Source organism: Photorhabdus asymbiotica, assembly GCF_003634575.1.
GTDB lineage: Bacteria > Pseudomonadota > Gammaproteobacteria > Enterobacterales > Enterobacteriaceae > Photorhabdus > Photorhabdus asymbiotica.
Genome location: NZ_RBLJ01000007.1, coordinates 1 through 21,414, shown reverse-complemented (window position 1 = coordinate 21,414; position 21,414 = coordinate 1). Strand labels below are relative to the sequence as shown.

Genomic DNA, 21,414 nt, shown 5'->3' with positions numbered 1-21,414 from the left:
TTATATAATAAGTGGTAATTTATCTAATTAATTAGTTAATTAAGTGTTTACTTATTTTTTGAACAACTTTAATATAAGAAAAAAATAAGAGTAAACCTTCTACAAATAAAGGTATTAAACATGAAAGGAAATAAAATAGGCTCATTTATTGAGGCGGCAATTATAGTTAGTGGTAAAACACAAGCTTTAATTGCGAAAGAAGTAGGCTACGAAAAAGCAAATAATCTTTCAATGATTAAGTCAGGTAAGTTATTACTTCCAGTAGATAAAGTTCCAGCTTTTGCCAAAGCATTAGGCATTGACGAGGCTAATTTATTAACCTTAGTTCTTGAAGAAAGGTACCCTAGTTTATTGGAAATATTTAAAAAACATGCGGAAATTTTGACCGAAGATGAAGCTAAAGTATTAAAGGCTTACCGTAAAGCTAAATCGGAAGAATCATTAGATCCAGACAACATTCGACATGCCGATATGTCAAAATTCTTCCAAGATTTAGCTAATAAATATATTTAAAACAATGTATTAATAAATTTTGCAATAAAGAAATGAGGTGTTAGGTAACTCTAAAATCTCACCTTCAAAATTATGCTTTAATCCTCTATAGCTGTCTTCAGAAATAATTCCTTGTATCGATGAAGACAGCAAATTAAGTCCCTCTTTCATCTGTTCGAAGTAATCGTGCTTGTCATATATTCGGTCAATTCCTTCAAGGGCATGGTTCATAATTTTGCGGGCAACGTCATTTTGTACCCCTAATGCTGCTAACTTAGTTCTGGCAGTTCTACGCAGATCGCGAGGTAGAAACTCTTTAAGCCCAAATTTGTTAACATCCCTGACCATCCTTCGCACTACCTGAGCTGGAGAACCCTTTGATAACGGATTTTGTGGGTTCTTTGGTGACGGGCAAAGCCAAGGGCTGTTCCATATATTTGCTTCTTCCAATTTTTCTACACATAAGCGCATTAATGGGCTTAAAGGCAGAGTATGATCTCGGCGTGACTTATTTCGTTTTCCTTGTCGCCATATCCCACGCTCAAAATCGAATTCACTACGGTTGGCTCGAATAACTTCATCGGGGCGTCTTGCACTAACCAGACATAATCTTAATGCCCACTTAACTTGCGCTGAGACTTCCCACATATCTAGACCATGCCAGAAGACCCATATTTCTGCATCGGAAAGTGATCGAGAACGTGGCTCAGGGGTTTTACCACCAATATCTTTACGTTGCATGGAAGTTAAAGGAGAGTGTTCGATATAACCTTGAGATTCGCACCATGACAGAAATTGTTTAGTAAGCGCAAACACTCTCTTAGCTTCATGGATTTTTCCTTCAGCCAACAGGTTGTTAAACACCCGATTCAGTTGTAGACGATTTAGATTAATAAGTTTTTCTTCACCAACAACAGGGAGTAAATGAGTAAGTATTGATGATATTGCTATCTCAGGGCGGCGGCGAGTAAGTAATAAGGATAATTTAATCCATAACTTAATTACTTGAGAAACATAATCATTTTCATCAAATCTATACAATGTTATAAGTTTTTGCTTACTTATCTCATTTAAGTAATCTATTACATGTTGGCCTACATGTTCACTGGCTTTGTAAGCCTCATCCTTTGTTTGTTGCTGCATGGTAATTTTCTCTTCGGGTGCTTGCTTGTGGATAAATATTGACCAATTTTAACATAAATTAACATGACTTTCTGACTCCAGACTTTATAGGTCTGGAGTCAGAAAATAATTTTATTCGAAACGTAGGAAAACTCTTTAAAGGTATAGTTAAAAAAACCAAAAGGACATATCTTGATGAAGAATGAGATTACTACGAAGATAATTAACATCTACATAGTTCCCAAACATAGCATGATGTGAATGGATCGATACCGTTTTGATAATCATATGGTAATCTAAATTTTGGCATAGAATGATTTTTCCAAGGTCATGATATCCATTATTGTTTTTGGTGATGATTTTTACAATGAAAGAAATGAAACACGGAAAATATAAGAAAATTTAAACTTATTATCGCAGCATAACTAAGAAACCAAATTGATGCCGGAATTGTAAAAAATAGGATATATTGACCAAATAATAAAAAACTACCACGATGTTGCATGAAATCAGAAGACAAGAAATAGTTGATACAAACAAAACCAATATCAAACAGAAGAATAATCATAATGCCAAAAGTATTTTTATATATGTTTTTCTTATCTAAATCATTAATGCTTATGGTTGTTTTCTTTATGAATAAGTAAGAAATAATTAAACCAAATACAGGACCAAATATATTAACATAGTTAGCAATAATTTTAGTGCTAAATGGGTGTAAAGAAGACCATAATCCAATTTGTCCTAATAAATAATTATCGATGAAATTATCCAACCATATATCAAAATCAGTAACTGGAAAGCTTGGAAATAAAAGAGAAATAATGAAAATTGGAACTATACTAGCAATAACTATGCTATAGGGTATGTAAATTTTTGTTTCGTTAGTTACTTTCATTTACTCTCCTTTTATATTTAATTGCACGACATTATATAACTATATAATGTCGTGCAGGATTATTTAGTTAATTGATTCAACAATAAAATTATTTATCTTTCCCATATTATCAGCAGATAAATAATAGGATGCTGTTGCCCCCAATAATGCAAAAAATAACACGGATGGCGCTGCAATACCAGACATGGATAAAGCAACACCAACTAAGGCTGATGCACCATATCCAGCCGCAATACTTTCTAGTTCAAGGAAAAGAGGGGACCAATTTCCTGTCTCAAATCCAAGTTTTGTTTTTTCATAGACGTTAATTGCTTGCACTGAATAACCTACAATTCCAAATGCCTTACCCATTTGTTTAAGATTATTAGCCAATGTATGCTTATCTAATGTTTCCAATGCTTTTTTTATAGCAGCCCTATCTTTCGCATTTACTTTTTTATTTAGATTATTTTTGGTTTTTTCAAAAACTTCTAATGCCTGTTGATAATTTCTAATTTTCTTTCCTTTAACTTCTCCTTGCATCTCTTTAGCTATTTTTGCAACTTTATCGCCATATTGTTCCGCAATGGTTTTATTAACACCAGACATATAACTTACTGCATTTTTTATTGCATTTATTTCTTCGTCAGATTTTTTCTTGCGTTCCGCTTCTTTAATTAATTCATTTAACACTGAAACATTAGTTTCTGTATACTGCATTTTTGCATGGAAAGATTTAACTGCTTTATCCCAGTCACCTTTCCTCATTGCTTCATTCATTTCTGAATGATTTTTAATATTGTCAACCCCGGCATCCGAAGCCAGCGTAGCCAATGCAACCGTTAAAGAATAAGGCAGAAATTGAAGTTCAGAACCTTTTCTAGCGGGATTTATAAAAGACCAACGACCTTGATAAGGGACTCTGGAACATATTTCTGCTACGTCCATGTAATTCTTGAACATCTCCTTTCTTACGTCTACTGTAGGTATGATATTGTTTGCTTTTAAATTATTAGAATATGTATTCTCGAATTTCTTATATTCTTCTATTATTTGGAGAAAAGGAAAGCCAAAATACGCCCCCCTCATTAGATTTCTTTTCGCATCTATGTTATTTTGGCCGTTTAGCAATTTATCACATTCTTTCTTAAAAATGGGGCAATTAATTTTTCCACATACTGGACATTCTGATTTTTCTCCATTTAGAAATGGACTACAATAAGCGTTGATCGCTTGTATATAACTTAGTTCCCCAGAATCAATTCCTGAATTACCTCTGAATTTGTTAAAGAAAGAGTTATGGGGAGTAACAACTAAAGTATCTAATTTATAAATTGACATAATTAAATCATCCTTGATTTACAATAAATTTAAATAATATTTCTGTATGTAAATACAGATTTCACGATAATATAATTAATTATCATTTTGGTCAAGTTTACGTTGAACAGAAATATCATATTTTTACTGAATAAATACATTTAAAATACAGAAGATAGTAAGATTAAAATCATTTAAATAGATTTATTTACTTTATTCGATAAATATTTAAATGTCTCTCTTAGTAACGTGAGACTCATCAGTTATAATTATTTGATGAGTCTCGTCATTTTTAAATTTTGATAAGATTATGGGATTTTCTTATCTAATTCTTTAATCAGATCTTTAACATTGTCTGGGGTAGTTTCTAATGATAATTCTAGCGCGGCTTTAATATCTTCAAATTTCTGGCCTGATAGATATATGAGCGCGGCACGAAATACATCGGAACGACTTAAATTAGCCCGGCGAGGAACTATTCTCAGCAGTTCAACGAGATCATGGTACTCATCTTCCATCGAAACGGTACGGGATTTGATTATATTGTCGCTATTAGACTTACGGCCGCGTTTCTTAATAACCTCTGTTTTTTGCTGAGCGTTCTTAATAAATTCTTCTTTTGTTATGCGATCTTGCTTAGTTAAACCACTTAACTTATTCATTCTGTAATCTCCCTCCCAAAAATGAATTCTTCTACTACATTTTCTATTTCTTTTTCGGCTTTTTTGTCACGACCACCTTTGATTTCAAAGATAGAACAGCCGTCTTCTTCAGCATCATCATAAATATTTCGTGTGTGAACGATAGACCTTAGCGGATCGATACCGAAAGACTCACATACAAATTTTGCATTAATTATCCTTTGAACCTGGCTAGGTAACGTTGGGCATTGGTTCATCAGTGCTGCAACCTTCACGCCTTCATTAAGTTCCCGGATTTGTTCTACCACATTGTCTAAATTCGTTAGAGAACGCATGTCACGACGTTTTGGACGTAAAGGATATAGGATATGTGTGGCAATTAGCATCGCTTCCCTCTGTGCGGAGGAATCAAACCCTCCGGCATCAACAACAATGTATTTAAAGGTATGTTGCAGCTGCTGAATACGTTCAAAAATGTTTTCAGAGGCGCGGCCGAAAGCCAGGGGTTTTAAGTCGTTAACCGTTGCTCGTTCTTCACACCAGCTATAACTGGTTGCCTGCTCATCAATATCGAGAAGATGGACCGTGTAACCTTTGAGAAGAAGGTAAGCCGCAATCTGTTGAGCAATCGTGCTCTTACCAGGGCCGCCTTTGCTGCCACCGACCAGAATGATTTTAGATTCACTCATGGATTCACCTCTATATTGTTGTTTTTCATCGAATCAATGCCTTATCTTCATCAATAAGATACTGACTAAAATTAGATATGTAAATAAATATGAAAATATAAAAAATTTCTTATTTTTATAATTTTCTTAATGATGATATTTATGAAATTTTTAATATCCCTTTCTGGATGTAATGACAATGGCGTTACATTAGTGTACTATTTATACCATACACAGCCAAAGGAGATTTGAAATGAACGTAACAATTGATAGCCGTAAGAATAGAACGCTCAATTTGAGGATTAGGCAAGAGGATCGAGATTTAATCGATAGAGCAGCAAAAGTAAAAGGGAAAACCGTGACTGAATATGTCCTTGATACAATTAAACGTGACGCTGAAAACACGTTATTGGAACATTCATTTATGGTTGTTTCTCCAGAAATTTTCGATGCTTTTATCTCTAAACTTGATGCTCCGGTTACCCAAAATGAGCGTCTTATCAAAACGGCGAATATGACAAAACCGTGGTGATAATATGATTAACGACCCAACCTTATTAACAGACGATCACAATTTAGATAATTTTAATTCAGGCGTTGACACTCTCGATAACTGGTTAATAGACAGGGCATTAAAAAACCAGAAAGAAAATGCCTCACGAACATACGTTGTAAGCGAAAACAAAGATGTTATTGCCTATTACTCATTGGCTACTGGCTCAATAATGTCAGAGGAAGCAATAAGCAAATTTAAACGTAATATGCCTAATCCTATTCCAGTAATTATTTTAGCCCGTCTGGCGGTTGATAAAAATTATCAAGGGAAAGGATTTGGGCGATATTTAGTTAGAGATGCGTCTATACGTGTCGCTCAAGCGGCAGATTTGGTCGGTGTCAGAGGATTAATTGTTCATGCGATCTCGGAAGATGCAAAAGAGTTTTATAAATCTGTGGGTTTTAATGATTCACCTTTAAATCCGATGACGTTAATGATCACGTTAAAGGATTTAAAGGCGACTTTTAATATAACGGATTGATGTCATTTGTCATTGGACTGCCAAGCACATAGACGTTTACCGATTAAATTGTGAGTAAGAATTCCGCGAGCCGTTATGTCGGTCAATACATCTTCTTGTCCGATATAAATAGGCTCGGCCATCTCACAAAATAACGGGGTAATAGCCGTATTATTACTGGCGCATCCAGTGATCATTAAGCTCATTATGAGCCACGCCGGGAGACATTTTATTAATATCATCCTTGACCTCATTCTTGACGACTACAGTTTTATACAAGCGATCTCGGTCATCTTGTGCATGTTTCAATTCATAAGCTTTTCGAGCTGAACGGCTACCCAATCCATAGGCAGTCAGTAAGGTTGAAACGACCGCAATCACCATCAACAAGGCGTATTTCACCTTATTTAATAGTAAACTCATCATCGAAAATCCTTTTTGTGATTGATTAATTATATTCCTCTTAATAACCAGTTACATCCAAGATTAAAATTGATAACGGGAAATCTTGTGCAACGTAAGAATTCTCATCTTCGTCCCTGAACCACCACATTGATTCACGATATTCCACTTCAAATCTGTTGCCTATTTTTCGCATGAAATAAACGAATTCTATAGCTCTGTCTTGGGCCATAACATATTCAAGACGACCACCGCTCATCACCATCGCGTATTGCTTGCCTGGGGGGATTTCATAAGCCCACTTTTTAATGTGGCCGAGGTTGAACACATCAACCACACGCAACGCTGCCCAATTCGAGTTGTAAACCTCTTGGCCTTTGTCATTAAGCACACTTAACCCATGCGTGGACTTAAACCAGTGTTTTTTGTCTGTACCAAAACCATAAATCGTCACATTCGCTCGATTTGCACCGGCAGCTTGGTACACACCCTCATCAATAGAAACAACCCAATCATTCGAGTCAATAGCAATAATGCTAGTAGAAGGAGAAAGTATTTCATTCCATTTTGTTAGACGACCGCGCTCGGAATAGGAATCTTTAGTGCTATAACCCCCCGGTGCCCCAAAAGTTTTTTTGACGGTCAAATCCATATTTTGATATCTACCGTCAATTTGCAGGAAGCCATGTTCACCACGTAGTTGAAATCCATGTTCTGCCATCAGCGCACCCCGTAAAATACTCGAACATATCCAAAGGCTGGAAAATGGTGGCTACCGTCAACATAAATCTCAACAATTATGTTTGTTCCTGACACGGTAATACTTCCTTTTCCCTCTTGTTGCCAAAGGATTGCGGCTACATTTGACCAAACGAAGATCTCCCCCATACCAGCGAGTTCAGGATGTGAGAAAGTTTTCTTAAAACGCAGGTTATGCCGAACAGGAATCTCATGATAACCAACAATTCTCCCCATCCGATCGTTTACTTCGATTAATGGTTTACCTTGACTGTCTTGAATTCTAACGCCACTTACCGCCATACCCTTATACTCCCTTATTAAAGATATTCCTTAAATTAAAGTCCCTGTTGATGGCGTTTAATCTGCGAATACGCTATCACACAGGCCACTACAATCGTGGCAATGCCAAAAATGATGCGAACTACAGACGAGCTTGATAAGTGTCCTTCTGCTTTATCCATCGCTGCCGAAATCTGAGGGAGAACTTCTGCAAGTTGTCCTATGCCCAACGAGGCCGCTACAGTAGCGCTGGCGGTTTCTTTGGTGACTGGGATCTTAGTAACTTCTTTGACAGGCTTAACCACACCAGCACGGCGAAGACCTTCATCAATGATTTCGTTGGAGTACCAGGTATTCAAGTTCCTTAGCGGCCCTTTCCCATTTTCCTGAGCAATAATGGCCTCAACTAACGGGCGAATAATGTGGTATTGATGTAAATCCATCTCTGAGTCGGGCTGAACACCAATAGCACGAGCAACAAAGTGCACGTAGTTATCTGTGTGGTTTTCTACTTTAGGTGCCCAACGTTCGATTACTTCCCGGACTGTGTCGATGCGTGATCCATCTTTTGCTTTGCGTTTGTCATGATAGGTGATAAGTGTTACCGCAATTGCACGGATACCAAAAACAGGATCTTTAAAGGTGCAAAAGCGTGAGTCTTTTGGTTTATCAGTTAGACCTTGCCACGGCGAACCTCGTTCGATGTTGCCGGGATTGTTGTTGCGGATACCTCTTGGAGTTGCCATCCTTGCCTCTCTTTGTCAGTTTCCAGATTTCATTTTTCATGCCCTTGGCGGCTAGTCCTGAACCACCATAATCTGTCTCAAATCATAGATCTGCCACATCTATGACAATAATTGATATAGGGGTTTTTATAACATGATGCATGCGACTCGCATAACTTATGAATTTTGAATATGCCATAAAATTAATTTCAAACAGATTTCCGACTCGGCGGTAGAAATGATTACGAACTTCTCCATCATGATTATGAATAGAGACTTCTATATTCCCACTAAGCACAACGAAGGCATATTTTTTACCCGCAGGAATCTTATAACTCCAACTTTCAACGTAACCGATATTGAATACATCAACAATTTTCATAATTGCCCAATTGGAATTGTAAACCTCAATATTTTGATCATTTCGAATACTGAGACCCATATTAGATTTATACCAATTGTTAGGTTTATCACTAAAGGCATAAATTTTAGCATTAACCTTTGCTGCGTGTATTGGCTGTATCATTGAGTCAGCACTTATCTGTGCCCAATTATCACAATCAATCGCAATGATGGTGCTGGTATTTGCAGAAATTAGGGGTAATTTTGTAATACGTCCTGAATCAACGTCGGCAGAATCATAAACGACTCCCCCTGTTCCCTGTACTGAAAAGACATCAGCAAGACATATATTTTGGTGAGTACCGTCAATCTGAAAGATGCCGTGATCGCCTGTTAATTGAAATCCATGATTAACCATTATCTGACTCCATAATAAATAATAAACGGTTCTTGGCTTATCATATCTGGGATGAAAATGTCAGCATGAATGTTAGAACCACTAATAGTTATTGACGCATAACTTGCTTCACTCCAAAAAAAATTAGGATTAATCCAATAGAACAACTCGCCATAAGGCTCCAATTCTGGGTGAGAAAATGTGTGTTTAAAACGAGAATTAACTTTTGCGCTGTCAATAACATGTTTACCGACATAACGGCCAACTCGGTCTGTTATACTAATTGTTGGCTTGCCTTTACTGTTGTTAATGACCAAACCGCTATTTGCCATGGCAAACCTCGTTCGATGTTGCCAAGGTTATTGCGGCGCTTCTTGGAGTTGCCATCCTAGCCTCTCTTTTTCAGTTTCCAAATCCATTTTTCATCCCCCAAGCGGCTAACCCTAAAATTAGAGCTACAGTTAAAATTGACGTGATTTTTGAGATAATCCCATCAAAAAACCCGCTGGAGATACTTTCTAGCCGTGTCAGCAACTTTTCTAAGTTTGCGTGTTGAATACTATGTTGTGCTGCTGTCATATCACCGAAGTAGTTTTTCAGTTGATTGGCTACTTCAGCGCCTATTTTGTCAGTAAGATCGCCTTTTAAATTTGTTACTACTTCCCTGGCGACAATTTTAGCAATGTGCTCCACCATCTCCGGTGTCACATTTCCCACCTCGTTCGACATTTTAACCTCCATGTCACAGTCAAATCGGGGTGGGGAGTTTATAACATTTTAAAGCATATAAGTAATTACTTACTTATGTTAAATCTTCCACAGGGATGGTTTTTCCCTCAAGTTTTTTCAACTTGGCTATTTTTGCCCATCCCCCGATAGGGTTCAAAGTTGATGAGGAAAAAAATGGGTACTCAGTTAGCGCTAAGATTTTAATACTCTTTTGCCGTGTTCTCTGAGTTCCCCATCTGGCCCTACATACTTATAGAGAGCCTGTCTGCTAATCCCAAGCTCTTCACATAATTCAGATACGCTACAACCCCTACTTTTCATGGAAACTTGTGCCAGGCGAACCTGAGATTTTGTGAGTTTAAAAGAACGTCCGCCTTCACGTCCTCTTGCTCTGGCCGCTGCCAGCCCTACTTTTGTTCGTTCACTGATCAACTCCCGTTCAAATTCGGCCAACGCGGCAAAAATCCCAAAGACCAATTTGCCACTGGCCGTCGTCGTATCAATTTCTGCACCTTGCCCGGTCAGTACCTTAAATCCGATTTTTCGATCCGCAAGATCATGGATAGTGTTAACCAGGTGTTTTAAGCTTCGGCCAAGCCTGTCAAGCTTCCATACCATTAACACATCGCCAGGCCTGAGGGCTTTCAAACAGGCATCCAATCCAGGCCGTTTGTCTGACTTCTCGGATATTTCATCCTGATAGATGTTTTCTTTATTGACACCGGCAGCAAGTAAAGCATCCAGTTGGAGATCCTGCACCTGACTTCCATCAGATTTGGAGACACGGGTATATCCAATTCGCATGAACGACCTATTTTAATTGTTTAAGTTTTTCAATGGATTTGTTTTCTATCAGGATCTCCATTTGACTGACCGCAACGCGATTCAGCTTTTGGAACCTGTCGTTTGCAGAGAGGCCTTGCCCGATAAGTTCAGCATTGAAGCTTTCTAAATTAGATAACACGACAAGCTGTTCCAGTGTGGCATAGTCCCGTATATTGCCTTTTAGTTCCGGGTTCTCTTTACGCCAGTCACTGGCTGTCTTGCCGAACAAAGCCAGATTCAATATATCGGCCTCATTAGCGTAAGCAAAGTTTCTTGCTTTTGGGTTAATCTCCAGAGCGGGAATAATGTTCGTTTTTATTGACTCTGTATGAATATGATAGTTGACCTTGGCCAGAGTGCGCGAAACATTCCATTCCAGATTTTTCTGTTCATTTTCTGCTTGTTTGAGCCGTTGGAATTCTTTTAATAGATAGAGCTTAAACTCCGCGCTGATCCAGGAAGCAAACTCAAAAGCAATATCCCGATGCGCATAAGTTCCGCCATATCTGCCCGCTTTCGAGATGAACCCGATTGCATTGGTGGTTGTGATCCAGCGTTTTGGCGTGAGAGAGAAACTGTTTGCGCCCGCTTCATGTTTAAATCCATCGAATTCGATGGAATTAAAATCAGGATTATGTAGCTGTTCCCACAAACCGATAAACTCAATGGTGCTGCGGTTTCTCATCCAGTTTTGCAGAATGTAATCACCGCGGTCACCATCTTTGTACTTAGCGATGTCTGATAGCGATATATAGTCATCTTGTTTGTCGGAAAAGACAGAGACTTTTATACCTCGGACATCAATTTTTTGCGCCATAAACCTTTCTTCTCACTTTTGATGTGTCAGTTAAACGAAGTTTAAATGACAGCCTTGTTCTAGCTTAAATACAGATGGAAAAATGTAATATAAACTGTATATAAATCTATGTCTATTAAAGGTAGAAGTAAAAAGATAAAGTGACATACTCAATGTAGCCCTGCCATATTAAGAATAAAAATCAGATCATTGCTCCTGCGTACAGTACTTTTCAGGATTTGATTGGACGATGTTTATCGGATGAGAGGAGGCGTATCTGTGAGCAATTAAAATCAAATCTTAATCCTGACATGGAAGATACACTAAGGGACTTTAGTTATACCGAAATTGTCGGATCAAGTCGTGACTAATACAAAAAATAGCCTACCTGGTAGAACACCATATTTGGTCTGATTCCAACGCGTGTTTTCACCGGTGACAATGCGGTGACCTTGTTTAAATGAGGCAGTACCTTCCCTGTACCACATATTTTTTCTCCCTATTAAAAATATAAAATATGAATCCAAAAGTGGCCGAAGCCACTTAAAATTACAAAAGCCCTAACCTAACGCGCAATACACCCCTTTCATCATAAACATCAATACGGTTGTTTGAGATAACCATCCGACCCGCGCCGCTCGTGTTTCCGTTAATTTCAAAGCCTCCGCCTTTGCTGATTCGCCATCCTGTTTTTCCGGCAGCGTAGTTGTTCGATTGTAAATCGCCAACTTTGGCGTTAGTGATGGTGCCGTCCTGAATATAAGCACCATTCATGTAAGTAACACCATTGTTCACAACAAAAGGCGTCGTGATTTTACCGTCAACTGAATTGACCAAACCAAATCGGTCAGCGCGAACAAGGAATTGAGAAGTACCGCCGTCAATGCCTAATGACATACCAGCCGCATATTTGACATTGTTCTTGCCTGACGTCTCCATCTTCAATGTCCATGATGCTGATAGCTTGCCATTTACATCAGCTACCGCCTTTGATGTTTGCTGAACGGTTGCCGACATCTGATCAGTTTTGGCATTGACTGAATCAATTCGTTTCCCTAAAGCGTTATCCGCACTTGCCCGCGCCTGGGATTCGGTTGTCACAGAAGCCGCAACATCATTTACTTTCGCTTCCAAAGCCTTAACGGTGTTAGATACTGCCGTGTCAGCGTCAGCTCGTGTTTTAGCTTCTGAATTGATTGCTGCTTTGACGTTGTTGTTCATTTCTGCGGTCAAAGAGTCAATCCGTTTGCTCAAAGCCTGATCTTCGTTTGCTCTGGCTTGTGTTTCTGTATTGATAGCCGCTTTATTGTTGGTCATTTCAGCGTTCAGAGATGAAATCTGAGACGCAAGAGCCACATCCTGAGTTGTTCGTGTTTCAGATTCCGTCTTAATTGCTGACTTGATATTTGTATCTACCTCTGACTTCAACGCGGTAATCTGTTTAGATAAAGCTTCATCAGCCGTTGCCCGCGCCTTAGATTCTTCAATGATTGACGCCTTAATGTTGTCATCCATCTCAGCACTGAGCTTAGAAACCCGCTTAGATAGGGTTTCGTCTGCTGAGGCTCGGGCCTCCTTCTCTTCTGCTAATTGAGCAACAATGTTGTCGCCTATTTCAGCTTTGATCAGGTCAACTTTCTTAGAAACTGCGGAAACGCTATCAGCAATAGTCTGTTGTTCACTTTGGATTTTCGCATTGGTTACCGATTGTTTCTTGACGTCCTCATGCTGACGCAATGCCAGGTCAATATTAGCTTTAGCTATTGCTTCGATGTTACTCGTGACACCCGCAGTTGATTTCTCCACATCAGAAACCGTCTGCTGCATTTTCTGGATACTGGATTGACCTTCGTCCACGATTGATTTCATAGAATCGACACGTTTAGACAAAGCTTCGTCAGCCATCACACGCGCTTCTTGTTCCGCGGCGATTTGCGCTTTATTGCTACTCACAGCCGCATTGACAGCACTTAGCGTTCCAGCGATAGACTCACTCTGTTTTTCTACGGTTTCCCGCAAGGTCGTCACTTTGGCGACAGAGTCATTGACATCACCCAAAGCTTTATCAATCTTGCTTTGGGTACCGTCTACCGTCTCTTTTAACTTTTTCTGAGCCTCTTCCATATCGGCAAATGAGTCAGAAATACCCGTAACGGATTCATCCAACTTCTTAACCGACTCATCGATAGACTCTTTGATAGAATCCACCGCTTCATTGGTGGCTTTGCCATCAATATCACTTAGCAATTCTTGTCCTAACTCACTCTTAGTTATTTGGTTCTTCAAGAAGGAAAGGACGTTTTTAGTCGTCGCTTCTGTTCCCAAATTGGAGTTAGGGTTACTGAGCATGCCTCGCTTGTTGACTGCACGTACCCAGTAATACCAAGTTTCATCGTCATTAATGCCGCTGTGAGTGAAAGTGGATGATGCAACTTCAGCTATTAAAGCTGATGACGATAGGTCATTAATTTTAGAGGCATAGACGTTAACTTTATCCAAGTCGATAGAATCAGGATTTAACCAATTCAAGATAATTTGACGATAATCCCCTATCGCAGTCAGAGCACTCGGTGAGTTCGGCGGTGTCATCGTACCGAGTGTTTTGTAAGTCGTAGTGATAGTTGCAGTACGACGACCTGTCATTGATATAGCGTATACCTCAATGTCGTACTCACCATTTTCAGCCACGCTCAGAATGTCATACTGTTCTTCCGTTACTTCGATTGTCTTCCAACCTTCAACAACATCAGAACGTCTCCAGCGCAGAATATAAGAGGGTGATTTACCTTCCCAGCTTACGGTCAATTTCACAGATAGATTACCCGGTGATGAAAGGTAAGTTCCCTCTGTGATCATCAGGTTTTCTGGTTTAGAGAAAGTAGGGTCGAGGGCCGTTATCTTCGATGGCGTTAACTTTGCCCCTTGGTCAATCGCTGTAAACTTAGTCGGATTATGTTGCACCCCAACAATATCGAATGAACCTTTTTCTTCACCTTGATTGACGCTCAAGATACGAACAATCATCGGCTCAAGATTAGGCTCCGTAATCGTCCATATACCTAAAGGAACGGGGGTTTCTTCTTCACTAATCGGTTGTTTAAATGTCACCGTTGTGTGTTCCCCGGTGCCTTCAATCAGGTTGCGATCAATCATCTTCCCTTTAGCATTCAGGAAAGAAATAGAGTTGCCTGCTTGTTCCAGCTTAACTGGTGCGTCTAATGTGATGCTGTTCGCGGTGAAGCTCTTCACACGGCCAGAGTTACGTTTACCAGAGCGAAATTTATCTTGCAATTTCACCAATTCGCCGGGCATAAGAAGTGACGCATCTAAACCTGTTTTAAAGGTAATTAAGTCAGTTTCCATTCGGTTGCTGTACAGTGTCCAAAGACCAACACGATGTGCTTGCCCACGACTGGTACAACCGAATGCGACGGATTCTGTCTTGCGGATGCCAAAACGCTTAATACCTTCACGATCTTCAACGTATTCAATGTTCTGTTTGTAAAGATCGTCTTTGTCGTTGTAAGTGATCATGGCTACGGTTGAACGGTCTTTCCGCGACGTGCCTTTGTAAGACACTTTGCCGATGATATTAGCGCTAGTGAACTGCATAATCGGTGTAGACGGGCTATCTTGCATGATATTGACCATCCCCCCGCCCAGAAAATCATACCGCGAAAGACAGAAGTAATGTCCTGTAACACCCTATAAGCTTCACCACGAGAGTTAATGACGGTGTTAATAGAAAAACGCTTTTCCAACCCGCCAAACCCATCAGAGACTTCCTGATCGCAATATCGCCCGATTTGATACAGTTGCGCGATATTGATCATAGATTCTTGAATATATTGGCCAAGCCCATAGCGTTTACTGGTCAAAATATCATAGAGAATCCATGCCGGATTATCCGACACCTGAGGACTAAATGTGCCATCCCAATCACCGTGGTAGGTATTCGTGTCTGGCCGATAGTTTGATGGTACGCGGATCTCCAATCCTTTGACCAGGTATGACCGAGACGGCATTGAGCTGCCAAACTGCTGTGAGTCGATACGAATACCAACCAAGGCACTGTTAGGATAAGCCAACTTGGAATTGACGATTTCACCGTATGAACTCATCCAGGTTTGGTCATTCACATAATCGGTCTTACTGTCAGGGGTCAGACGATCAACACGGATACGGTAATTTGTTCCCGGCTTAGGCAGGTCGAACAAATATTCCCGATAATGTTTACCACTGGATTTCTTACTGACATTAATAACCGGTGACTTATAACCAACAGGGGTAATTGGCTCAAAGCCCTTATCCCCAACAGCTAAAGAAAATTGGAACTCTACGGTTGCCCCGTAAGTATCGCCGGTTTTGCGGTCAGTATTGGCTAATTTCGGAAACATCATGATGATACGAACCTGATCCGCATCATCATTGTCAATTTGTATTGTACGAGGTGACGTTGTTTTTATCCGAACACCAACATCTTTTGGCGTCTCAATGGCATCAAATCCCTCAATAACGCTTTGATTTTGAGAGCCATCACGAAACCACCAAGTGATACCATTAAAATTACTTGTGCCGTCAGGGTTCAATAGCGGTACGTTATCGAGAAATATGGATTTTCCCCCATCAACAAGACCGCCTATTTTACCTTCTCCTAATAGGTCCAGTATCGATGCTAATGACCTCGATTGAACGTTATCTGGAGCCTCAACCGGTGTTCGTGCTGATCCGCCTCCTTTCTTGCCGCCAGCCCCTGCTAAAAGACGCTTTTCTTTTGTTTTCACTGTAATCTCCATATCACAGATAATTATTTAATATACAAATTAAAAGAAGCACGACGAGTTATTACACCAGTCGTAGAGAAAATTACATCATTTGGTCTACTGACATTTTCACGCTAATAATCTGCGAACCAACCAATACCTCTTTTCCAAAAATAAGTGGAACAGGGTTGCCCTGTGACACCGTATTTTGCGGGCCATCAAAGTAATAAGAATCTTTGTGATCGACACTACTCATTTTATTGGTAGGTTGTTTAGAAAGGAGCGCCGTTATACCGCCGAATACCATGGAGAAACCGGCTGAAAACATCGCCAATGATGCCCCGCCAGTCACTTCTGCCGAAACCAAGGCCACAGTCATTAAGATAACCCCAACAACAACCTGTACCGCACCCAAGACTTTCGGGCCAGCGCCGCGGTAAATAGGCGTGATTCGAATAGACTTCAGACGACCATTACTTTCCAACAGATATTCTTCGTTACTTAAGTCGTAAGTCTGTCCATCTTCGCGCTCAATACGAATATGATATTTCTGGTATTTTTTTGCATTTACCTTCATCCAAGACAGCAAACCTGGACGATTACAGTCGATGATATTGATAGCCATCCTGGCCGTATCGGTAGCTATACGATGAATTTTTCCAAAGTGTTTTCCCAATACACCGCCCAGTTCAACGGTGACCAGATGAGCTTTTTCTTTATCCGTATCACTCATTAGAAATCCCTTCCATCAAGTTTTTGTGTCTTAAATGGTGTGTCGTATGTTTTTCATACATACCACCATAAATCGCTTTTGTACTCAATCTGTCTATTTGGTGATGCAAGATCATCCCATCACCAATGTAAACCGCACAGTGATCAGACATTTTGCTTCCCATCTGCATGAAAAAAATATCTCCGCGCTGCGGAGGAGTTCCCACAGGAAGGCGCACCAGCCCCTGTGACTCATAATTTTCATGCAGAATGTTCATCCCTTTGTCCCACCACGACGGAATATGCAGATCAAGGCATACTCCCATCTCTATGCCAAATTCACGTTTGAGATAATCTCGGCAAAGTAGCCAACAATCAAACACCCCAAAAGCATAAGGACGTCCTTCATAGGGCATCTCAAATCCTGAGGGTTCTATCACATTGATATCACTAAACCGGAACTCTGCCTCAATTTCAGGATTGTAGTTCTTGCTGATATTGATGATAAACCAAGGGATTTCAGATGCTTCACAGCCTGCAAGATCGGCCTCACTCGCTTGGTTGTCGCCGTCGGTATGAGAATGCCACACCGCAACAACCTGCCCCATTTGTTCCGCGGCAACCTGATCGTCTGCATCCATCACGAAGAAATTTTCAGGCTCATCCGAGACATTCCGACATAGAATTAGCTCATACTTGTTAGCACATGTATTGACTAACAAACCACAGGCTTCATTCGGATAGGCATGCAAAGCTGCTTGACGCATATCGTTAAGCAACTTCTCTCCAATCATGTCCTTGGTGATCATGCGCGATTCGCTCCCGGAAATCCGCCGAATGCAATGATGCCATCGGCAAAATAATTTCTCCGCGCACGGCAACTAGAAAGCCGTTTAGTACAAAAATCAGCACTAGGTGTTGTCGTCAAATTATCATCCTTATCAAAATAAGGCCCGGTGTAACCACATTCGGCACTACGGTACTGCCATTGACAAGAATTCTTAATAATTTGACGGTTCGGTAATTGCACGCCCATTAAGTCAAACGCTGAGGCAAGTTCAAATTCCACTATGTCGCGGTCTTCAAAGGTCTTCTGATCAATAAACCAGATTTCATCAGCAAAATGTTGGTTCGGATCTGCCATTGGGTTGCCATCTTTGAAATTAGTGGCATCCAGAAAACGCGCGAGTGTTAGCTTGCGTATAATTTTGCAACCAATGAGGTCCTCGTTAGCCTGAATTTCAGCGGAAATAATGCCATCGAAATTACTAATCTGCATCTTGGGGCGAGGCAATTTTCCCTGACCATTTTTATCAAACCCAGATGCCGCAATCGGCCACGGATTATAAGTTTTCCCCTGCCAAATAATCGGCTCAGAAAGTTCATTAGTTCCTGCATGGAATAACAACTTGCCGCCCGACTTCGTAACAGATAAATCCAGCTCAAATAGTTCAATTAATGCTGATGGTGAAAGGGCTTGAATACCTGAAGTAATTGTTTCCATTTTTCTTCATCCTTGAAGACGCCCCTTTACCAGGGGCGTTTTGTGTTACTCAAATACTTGTCGGAATGTTGCGGTTAGAGTAGACACTCCCCGTCCGCGCTTAACCTGATATTTATCACATACAACGACAAAGTTATCTTTCTCCGGCGATGTCCAGTTGAATGATTCAATTCCACCTCTATCGTAGAGGAAATCTTCTATTTGTCTGACCTCATTCCACGAACCTTCAAATTCAAGACTCCAGCTTTGTCTCCGCCAGTTAAGTCCTGTGGTAACGCGCTGTTCATAACCTTCCCCGAAAGATAACATCGTGACGGATGGCGTCATTTCTTTCTGTGAATCAAACTTTGGATGCCAAGTAAATGCCTTCCGTGACATATTTCCTCCTTATCTAGCCGTATTGTTCAACATACCACCGGGTCTACTTTCTGAGGTCAACGTATCCAAAACAACTGCCTTAACTTTACGAGCCATTTCGTTCCACTGAGAGCCGTTATCTCCATCCTCAGATGAGTTGCTTGAACCATCGTTATAATTTTGCACCGTAATAGCGATATTTACCTGATCGCCACCAGAACCGCTAACATTACCGGTCATTGTGACTGGGATCGTGCGGCCATCTGGTAGTGGTACATAGGCTTCGTTCATATCGCCTTCACCGAATAAAGCAAGCTGTGGGCTAGTGGCAATGCCTCCCTTGGAATATTTAGCCAGTGAAACTACGCCACCAGGTCCAAAGACACCGCCATTAGCATGAGGGGTAATAACCTGAAACTGGTCAGGTGTAGGGCGGAGCTGAATTCCTTTAGTGCCGTCTGCTACAGCATTCCCGCCGCCAGAAGAAAGCCAGCCTGCTGATGACATCGCGCTATAAGCCGATGAAGCCATACCAACAACGCTGACGGCTGCACCAAGGTATCCCATCCACTTATTACCGGTCGCCGCCCCTAACGAGGCAATTGTCGCGCCTACAGCGGTAATTGCTGCCGTCGCCGTGTTGGAAAACATCCAGGTAGATTTCGTCGCTTCGTTGGTTGTAGTCGCATTCTTTTCCGCAGCCATGGAGCTAAAATCGAAGCTAGATGTTAGTGCAGCAAATCCTGCTTTCAACCTATCTACGCCGGAAGAAGCCAAATCCATCATGGAAGACGTTAATGATTTCACAGGAGCTTTTACGCCACCCAATGAATCATCTTGAGGCGCTCCAGGCACAGTTTCCATCAGAGACTGATTACTGACGTTTGCGCCCGTCGTTCCCTCCATGAAGCCGTTCATCAAATTGCTGAGTGGTCCTGGCCCCTGACCGTTAGGATTGGCTCCCATGCCTAAAGCCCCCATCAGCGGCTCAACCACCATGGATTTCACGGCAATTTGCAACATCTGATTGGTGATGTAGTCGGCGAAACTGGTCATGTTAAATTTGCCGGTCTTCACGAAATCCACGAGATGATCGGTCAGGCTTTCAAACGTTCCCGCCCATGCTTTCTCTACCTGACTCGCCACATCTGCATACTGAACCGCCAAATTTTGAGAGGCAGTGCCCGCAGACTGAATAAACGCTTTGTTACGAGCTGCAAGCATTTGCGTGATTTTTTGCTCGTACAGTTTAGCCATATCTTCGTCTTGCGTTTTGTTGGCTTCCCCTTGCAGATAAGACAAGCTACGATTGAAATTCTCGTTGAATTCCCTACCTTTCTCTTCACGGCTTGGCGTATAACCCGCAGAGATAACATTTTCAGTAAACGGAGCAAACTTCTGAATATTTTGATTAACCGCATCACGATTGAAACGATCTCGTAACTCTTTAGCATTATTCTGAATGAAAGAAAGTTGAGTATTCGCTTGTTCAATCATTTCTGGAGTAATCAAACTGGTCGGTGTCGCGTTCGCCAGTTTTGTTAGGCTCTGAGTAACATCATTAATCTGCTGATCGAATGTTGCTGTGGCCTCAGTACTGAACCCCATTTGTCTGGTTAACTGGGCACCCTTATCTAATGCCTTCCGGTAACCCTCTACCAACTCGAGCTGTTCTGCTCCCGTTTTGCGTATGGCCGCAGTCTCTTTGTTGGATGCAGAAACAGCCGCATCCGCCGCTCTCTCTGCGTCCTTAATTTTGGCATTCGCCAGCGTTTCAGAAACTTGCTTCTGCTGCTCAGCTGTTAGTTGATCAAGGCGCGTCACTCCGCTATAGATTTCTCGTATCTCTTGATCCACTTTAAGCTGGTTGTCACCCGTAATCATATCGCCAGTGAGGTCAGTCATTACCTTACCACTAGCATTTATTCGTGGTTTCACTCCAGAGTCGGTAAGACTGCTCAGGTACAACTTGTTCATCTTTTCGTCAAGTTTCGGGTCCATGCCAAAACCAGTACTTTTCTTTCCCGTTGTAAAAGGCGTACCGAAACGAGATTGAGAGATATTATTGGCTGTCGACTGCAACTCTTCTAGTTTGTTTTTGGCTATGACGTAGGCTTTCGCCTGACCATCTAATTGCCCCTGTTTACGTGATCGCTCATCGGTATTTAACTTTGGATCTTTCAGTTGTTCAGTCAACTTCGTCACTTCAGCCGCCAGGCTATCAACATGCTTGGTAGTCGCATTAATTGCAGCAGTGTACGGCTTCAAGTTCTCCGCGCGGTCATTGTCGTTGATCCGCGCTATTTCCTTCTCTTTTTCTAACGGTGATAGCTTAGAGTTGCTAAGCACAACACGCTCTGCGGCGGCTTTTTTCGCTGTTGTGTTATCGTATTGAGCTAATCCCGCAGCTATGCCTACATCAATCTTATCAAGGCGATTTTTAATCACATCAGCGGCCAGCTGCTCATATACCGCTTTGTCACCCATGCCGATTGTTTCGGTGTATATATCGCGTTGCGTTTTGTTGGCTGCAATCCGTTTCTTTCTACCGCCTTACGATTGTGAACTCTTGCCCCAAGACCATAGTTTTCAACATAGCTATCACGGTCACCCACATCGCTCTGAGTATCCGTTCATCCTCCGCGATGTTACGTTGTGAGAGAGTTAATTTTACCTTTGACCTGAGCTCGTGTGCGGCAGTCATAGC

25 protein-coding genes are annotated in these 21,414 nt (G+C 41.1%); 3 read left to right on the top strand and 22 right to left on the bottom strand.

Annotated elements, in window-relative coordinates:
- The first annotated feature begins 120 nt into the window (after positions 1–120).
- A complete protein-coding gene (locus tag BDD30_RS22855; protein ID WP_012776170.1) occupies positions 121–513 on the top strand; it encodes a helix-turn-helix domain-containing protein in 393 nt (130 codons plus the stop codon).
- Between the two features lie 9 nt (positions 514–522).
- Here BDD30_RS22855 and BDD30_RS22850 read toward each other — a convergent pair whose 3' ends face one another.
- The 5 genes from BDD30_RS22850 to BDD30_RS22830 all read right to left on the bottom strand — a co-directional run bounded on the left by BDD30_RS22850 (position 523) and on the right by BDD30_RS22830 (position 5,141).
- A complete protein-coding gene (locus BDD30_RS22850; RefSeq protein WP_012776171.1) occupies positions 523–1,635 on the bottom strand; it encodes a tyrosine-type recombinase/integrase in 1,113 nt (370 codons plus the stop codon).
- 319 nt (positions 1,636–1,954) lie between these two features.
- Positions 1,955–2,512, bottom strand: coding sequence for a hypothetical protein (locus tag BDD30_RS22845; RefSeq protein WP_012776172.1), 558 nt, complete (start codon positions 2,510–2,512; stop codon positions 1,955–1,957).
- Between the two features lie 63 nt (positions 2,513–2,575).
- Complete coding sequence (locus BDD30_RS22840) at positions 2,576–3,832, bottom strand: colicin-like pore-forming protein (protein ID WP_041383150.1); 1,257 nt, start codon at positions 3,830–3,832, stop codon at positions 2,576–2,578.
- 287 nt (positions 3,833–4,119) lie between these two features.
- Positions 4,120–4,473 carry a hypothetical protein gene (locus tag BDD30_RS22835; protein WP_012776174.1) on the bottom strand — a complete coding sequence of 118 codons (354 nt, stop codon included), beginning with the start codon at positions 4,471–4,473 and terminating at the stop codon, positions 4,120–4,122.
- Entirely contained in the window at positions 4,470–5,141 is a 672-nt protein-coding gene (locus BDD30_RS22830; RefSeq protein ID WP_012776175.1) for an AAA family ATPase, read from the bottom strand. The genes BDD30_RS22835 and BDD30_RS22830 overlap by 4 nt, the downstream gene beginning before the upstream one ends.
- 232 nt (positions 5,142–5,373) lie before the next feature.
- On the opposite strand from BDD30_RS22830, the gene BDD30_RS22825 reads away from it, so the two are divergent.
- Both BDD30_RS22825 and BDD30_RS22820 read left to right on the top strand, forming a co-directional pair.
- Positions 5,374–5,652, top strand: coding sequence for a type II toxin-antitoxin system TacA family antitoxin (locus BDD30_RS22825; RefSeq protein WP_012776176.1), 279 nt, complete (start codon positions 5,374–5,376; stop codon positions 5,650–5,652).
- Between the two features lie 4 nt (positions 5,653–5,656).
- Complete coding sequence (locus tag BDD30_RS22820; protein ID WP_012776177.1) at positions 5,657–6,157, top strand: GNAT family N-acetyltransferase; 501 nt, start codon at positions 5,657–5,659, stop codon at positions 6,155–6,157.
- Positions 6,158–6,310: 153 nt separating this feature from the next.
- Here BDD30_RS22820 and BDD30_RS22815 read toward each other — a convergent pair whose 3' ends face one another.
- From BDD30_RS22815 to BDD30_RS22745, 17 genes are all read right to left on the bottom strand, one after another.
- Positions 6,311–6,559 (bottom strand): hypothetical protein, encoded by a 249-nt coding sequence (locus tag BDD30_RS22815; RefSeq protein ID WP_147408149.1) that lies wholly within the window; start codon positions 6,557–6,559, stop codon positions 6,311–6,313.
- A gap of 40 nt (positions 6,560–6,599) precedes the next feature.
- Positions 6,600–7,259 carry a hypothetical protein gene (locus BDD30_RS22810; RefSeq protein WP_012776178.1) on the bottom strand — a complete coding sequence of 220 codons (660 nt, stop codon included), beginning with the start codon at positions 7,257–7,259 and terminating at the stop codon, positions 6,600–6,602.
- On the bottom strand, positions 7,259–7,579 hold the full coding sequence (locus tag BDD30_RS22805; protein WP_012776179.1) for a hypothetical protein: 321 nt from the start codon (positions 7,577–7,579) through the stop codon (positions 7,259–7,261). Before BDD30_RS22805 ends, BDD30_RS22810 begins: the two co-directional genes overlap by 1 nt.
- A 35-nt stretch (positions 7,580–7,614) precedes the next feature.
- A complete protein-coding gene (locus BDD30_RS22800) occupies positions 7,615–8,304 on the bottom strand; it encodes a membrane protein (protein WP_012776180.1) in 690 nt (229 codons plus the stop codon).
- 82 nt (positions 8,305–8,386) lie between these two features.
- Entirely contained in the window at positions 8,387–9,043 is a 657-nt protein-coding gene (locus tag BDD30_RS22795; protein ID WP_012776181.1) for a hypothetical protein, read from the bottom strand.
- Positions 9,043–9,354 carry a hypothetical protein gene (locus BDD30_RS22790; protein WP_012776182.1) on the bottom strand — a complete coding sequence of 104 codons (312 nt, stop codon included), beginning with the start codon at positions 9,352–9,354 and terminating at the stop codon, positions 9,043–9,045. Before BDD30_RS22790 ends, BDD30_RS22795 begins: the two co-directional genes overlap by 1 nt.
- A gap of 70 nt (positions 9,355–9,424) precedes the next feature.
- On the bottom strand, positions 9,425–9,751 hold the full coding sequence (locus tag BDD30_RS22785) for a hypothetical protein (protein WP_012776183.1): 327 nt from the start codon (positions 9,749–9,751) through the stop codon (positions 9,425–9,427).
- A gap of 192 nt (positions 9,752–9,943) precedes the next feature.
- On the bottom strand, positions 9,944–10,555 hold the full coding sequence (locus tag BDD30_RS22780; RefSeq protein WP_012776184.1) for a recombinase family protein: 612 nt from the start codon (positions 10,553–10,555) through the stop codon (positions 9,944–9,946).
- 7 nt (positions 10,556–10,562) lie between these two features.
- Positions 10,563–11,393 (bottom strand): KilA-N domain-containing protein, encoded by an 831-nt coding sequence (locus BDD30_RS22775; protein WP_012776185.1) that lies wholly within the window; start codon positions 11,391–11,393, stop codon positions 10,563–10,565.
- 335 nt (positions 11,394–11,728) lie between these two features.
- Positions 11,729–11,860: a hypothetical protein gene (locus tag BDD30_RS24855; protein WP_269450482.1), complete on the bottom strand. Its 132-nt coding sequence runs from the start codon at positions 11,858–11,860 to the stop codon at positions 11,729–11,731.
- A 61-nt stretch (positions 11,861–11,921) separates the two neighbouring features.
- Positions 11,922–15,011, bottom strand: a complete 3,090-nt coding sequence (locus BDD30_RS22770) for a phage tail tip fiber protein (protein ID WP_339978027.1) — start codon at positions 15,009–15,011, stop codon at positions 11,922–11,924.
- A complete protein-coding gene (gene gpJ, locus BDD30_RS24895; protein WP_339978024.1) occupies positions 14,909–16,156 on the bottom strand; it encodes a TipJ family phage tail tip protein in 1,248 nt (415 codons plus the stop codon). Before gpJ ends, BDD30_RS22770 begins: the two co-directional genes overlap by 103 nt.
- A gap of 82 nt (positions 16,157–16,238) precedes the next feature.
- A complete protein-coding gene (locus tag BDD30_RS22765) occupies positions 16,239–16,868 on the bottom strand; it encodes a tail assembly protein (protein WP_012776187.1) in 630 nt (209 codons plus the stop codon).
- Positions 16,861–17,655, bottom strand: coding sequence for a C40 family peptidase (locus tag BDD30_RS22760; protein WP_012776188.1), 795 nt, complete (start codon positions 17,653–17,655; stop codon positions 16,861–16,863). Before BDD30_RS22760 ends, BDD30_RS22765 begins: the two co-directional genes overlap by 8 nt.
- Positions 17,652–18,350, bottom strand: a complete 699-nt coding sequence (locus BDD30_RS22755) for a phage minor tail protein L (protein ID WP_012776189.1) — start codon at positions 18,348–18,350, stop codon at positions 17,652–17,654. The genes BDD30_RS22760 and BDD30_RS22755 overlap by 4 nt, the downstream gene beginning before the upstream one ends.
- A gap of 45 nt (positions 18,351–18,395) precedes the next feature.
- Positions 18,396–18,728 (bottom strand): phage tail protein, encoded by a 333-nt coding sequence (locus tag BDD30_RS22750; protein ID WP_012776190.1) that lies wholly within the window; start codon positions 18,726–18,728, stop codon positions 18,396–18,398.
- Positions 18,729–18,737: 9 nt separating this feature from the next.
- Positions 18,738–21,194, bottom strand: a complete 2,457-nt coding sequence (locus BDD30_RS22745) for a phage tail tape measure C-terminal domain-containing protein (protein ID WP_121302819.1) — start codon at positions 21,192–21,194, stop codon at positions 18,738–18,740.
- Between the last annotated feature and the right edge of the window lie 220 nt (positions 21,195–21,414).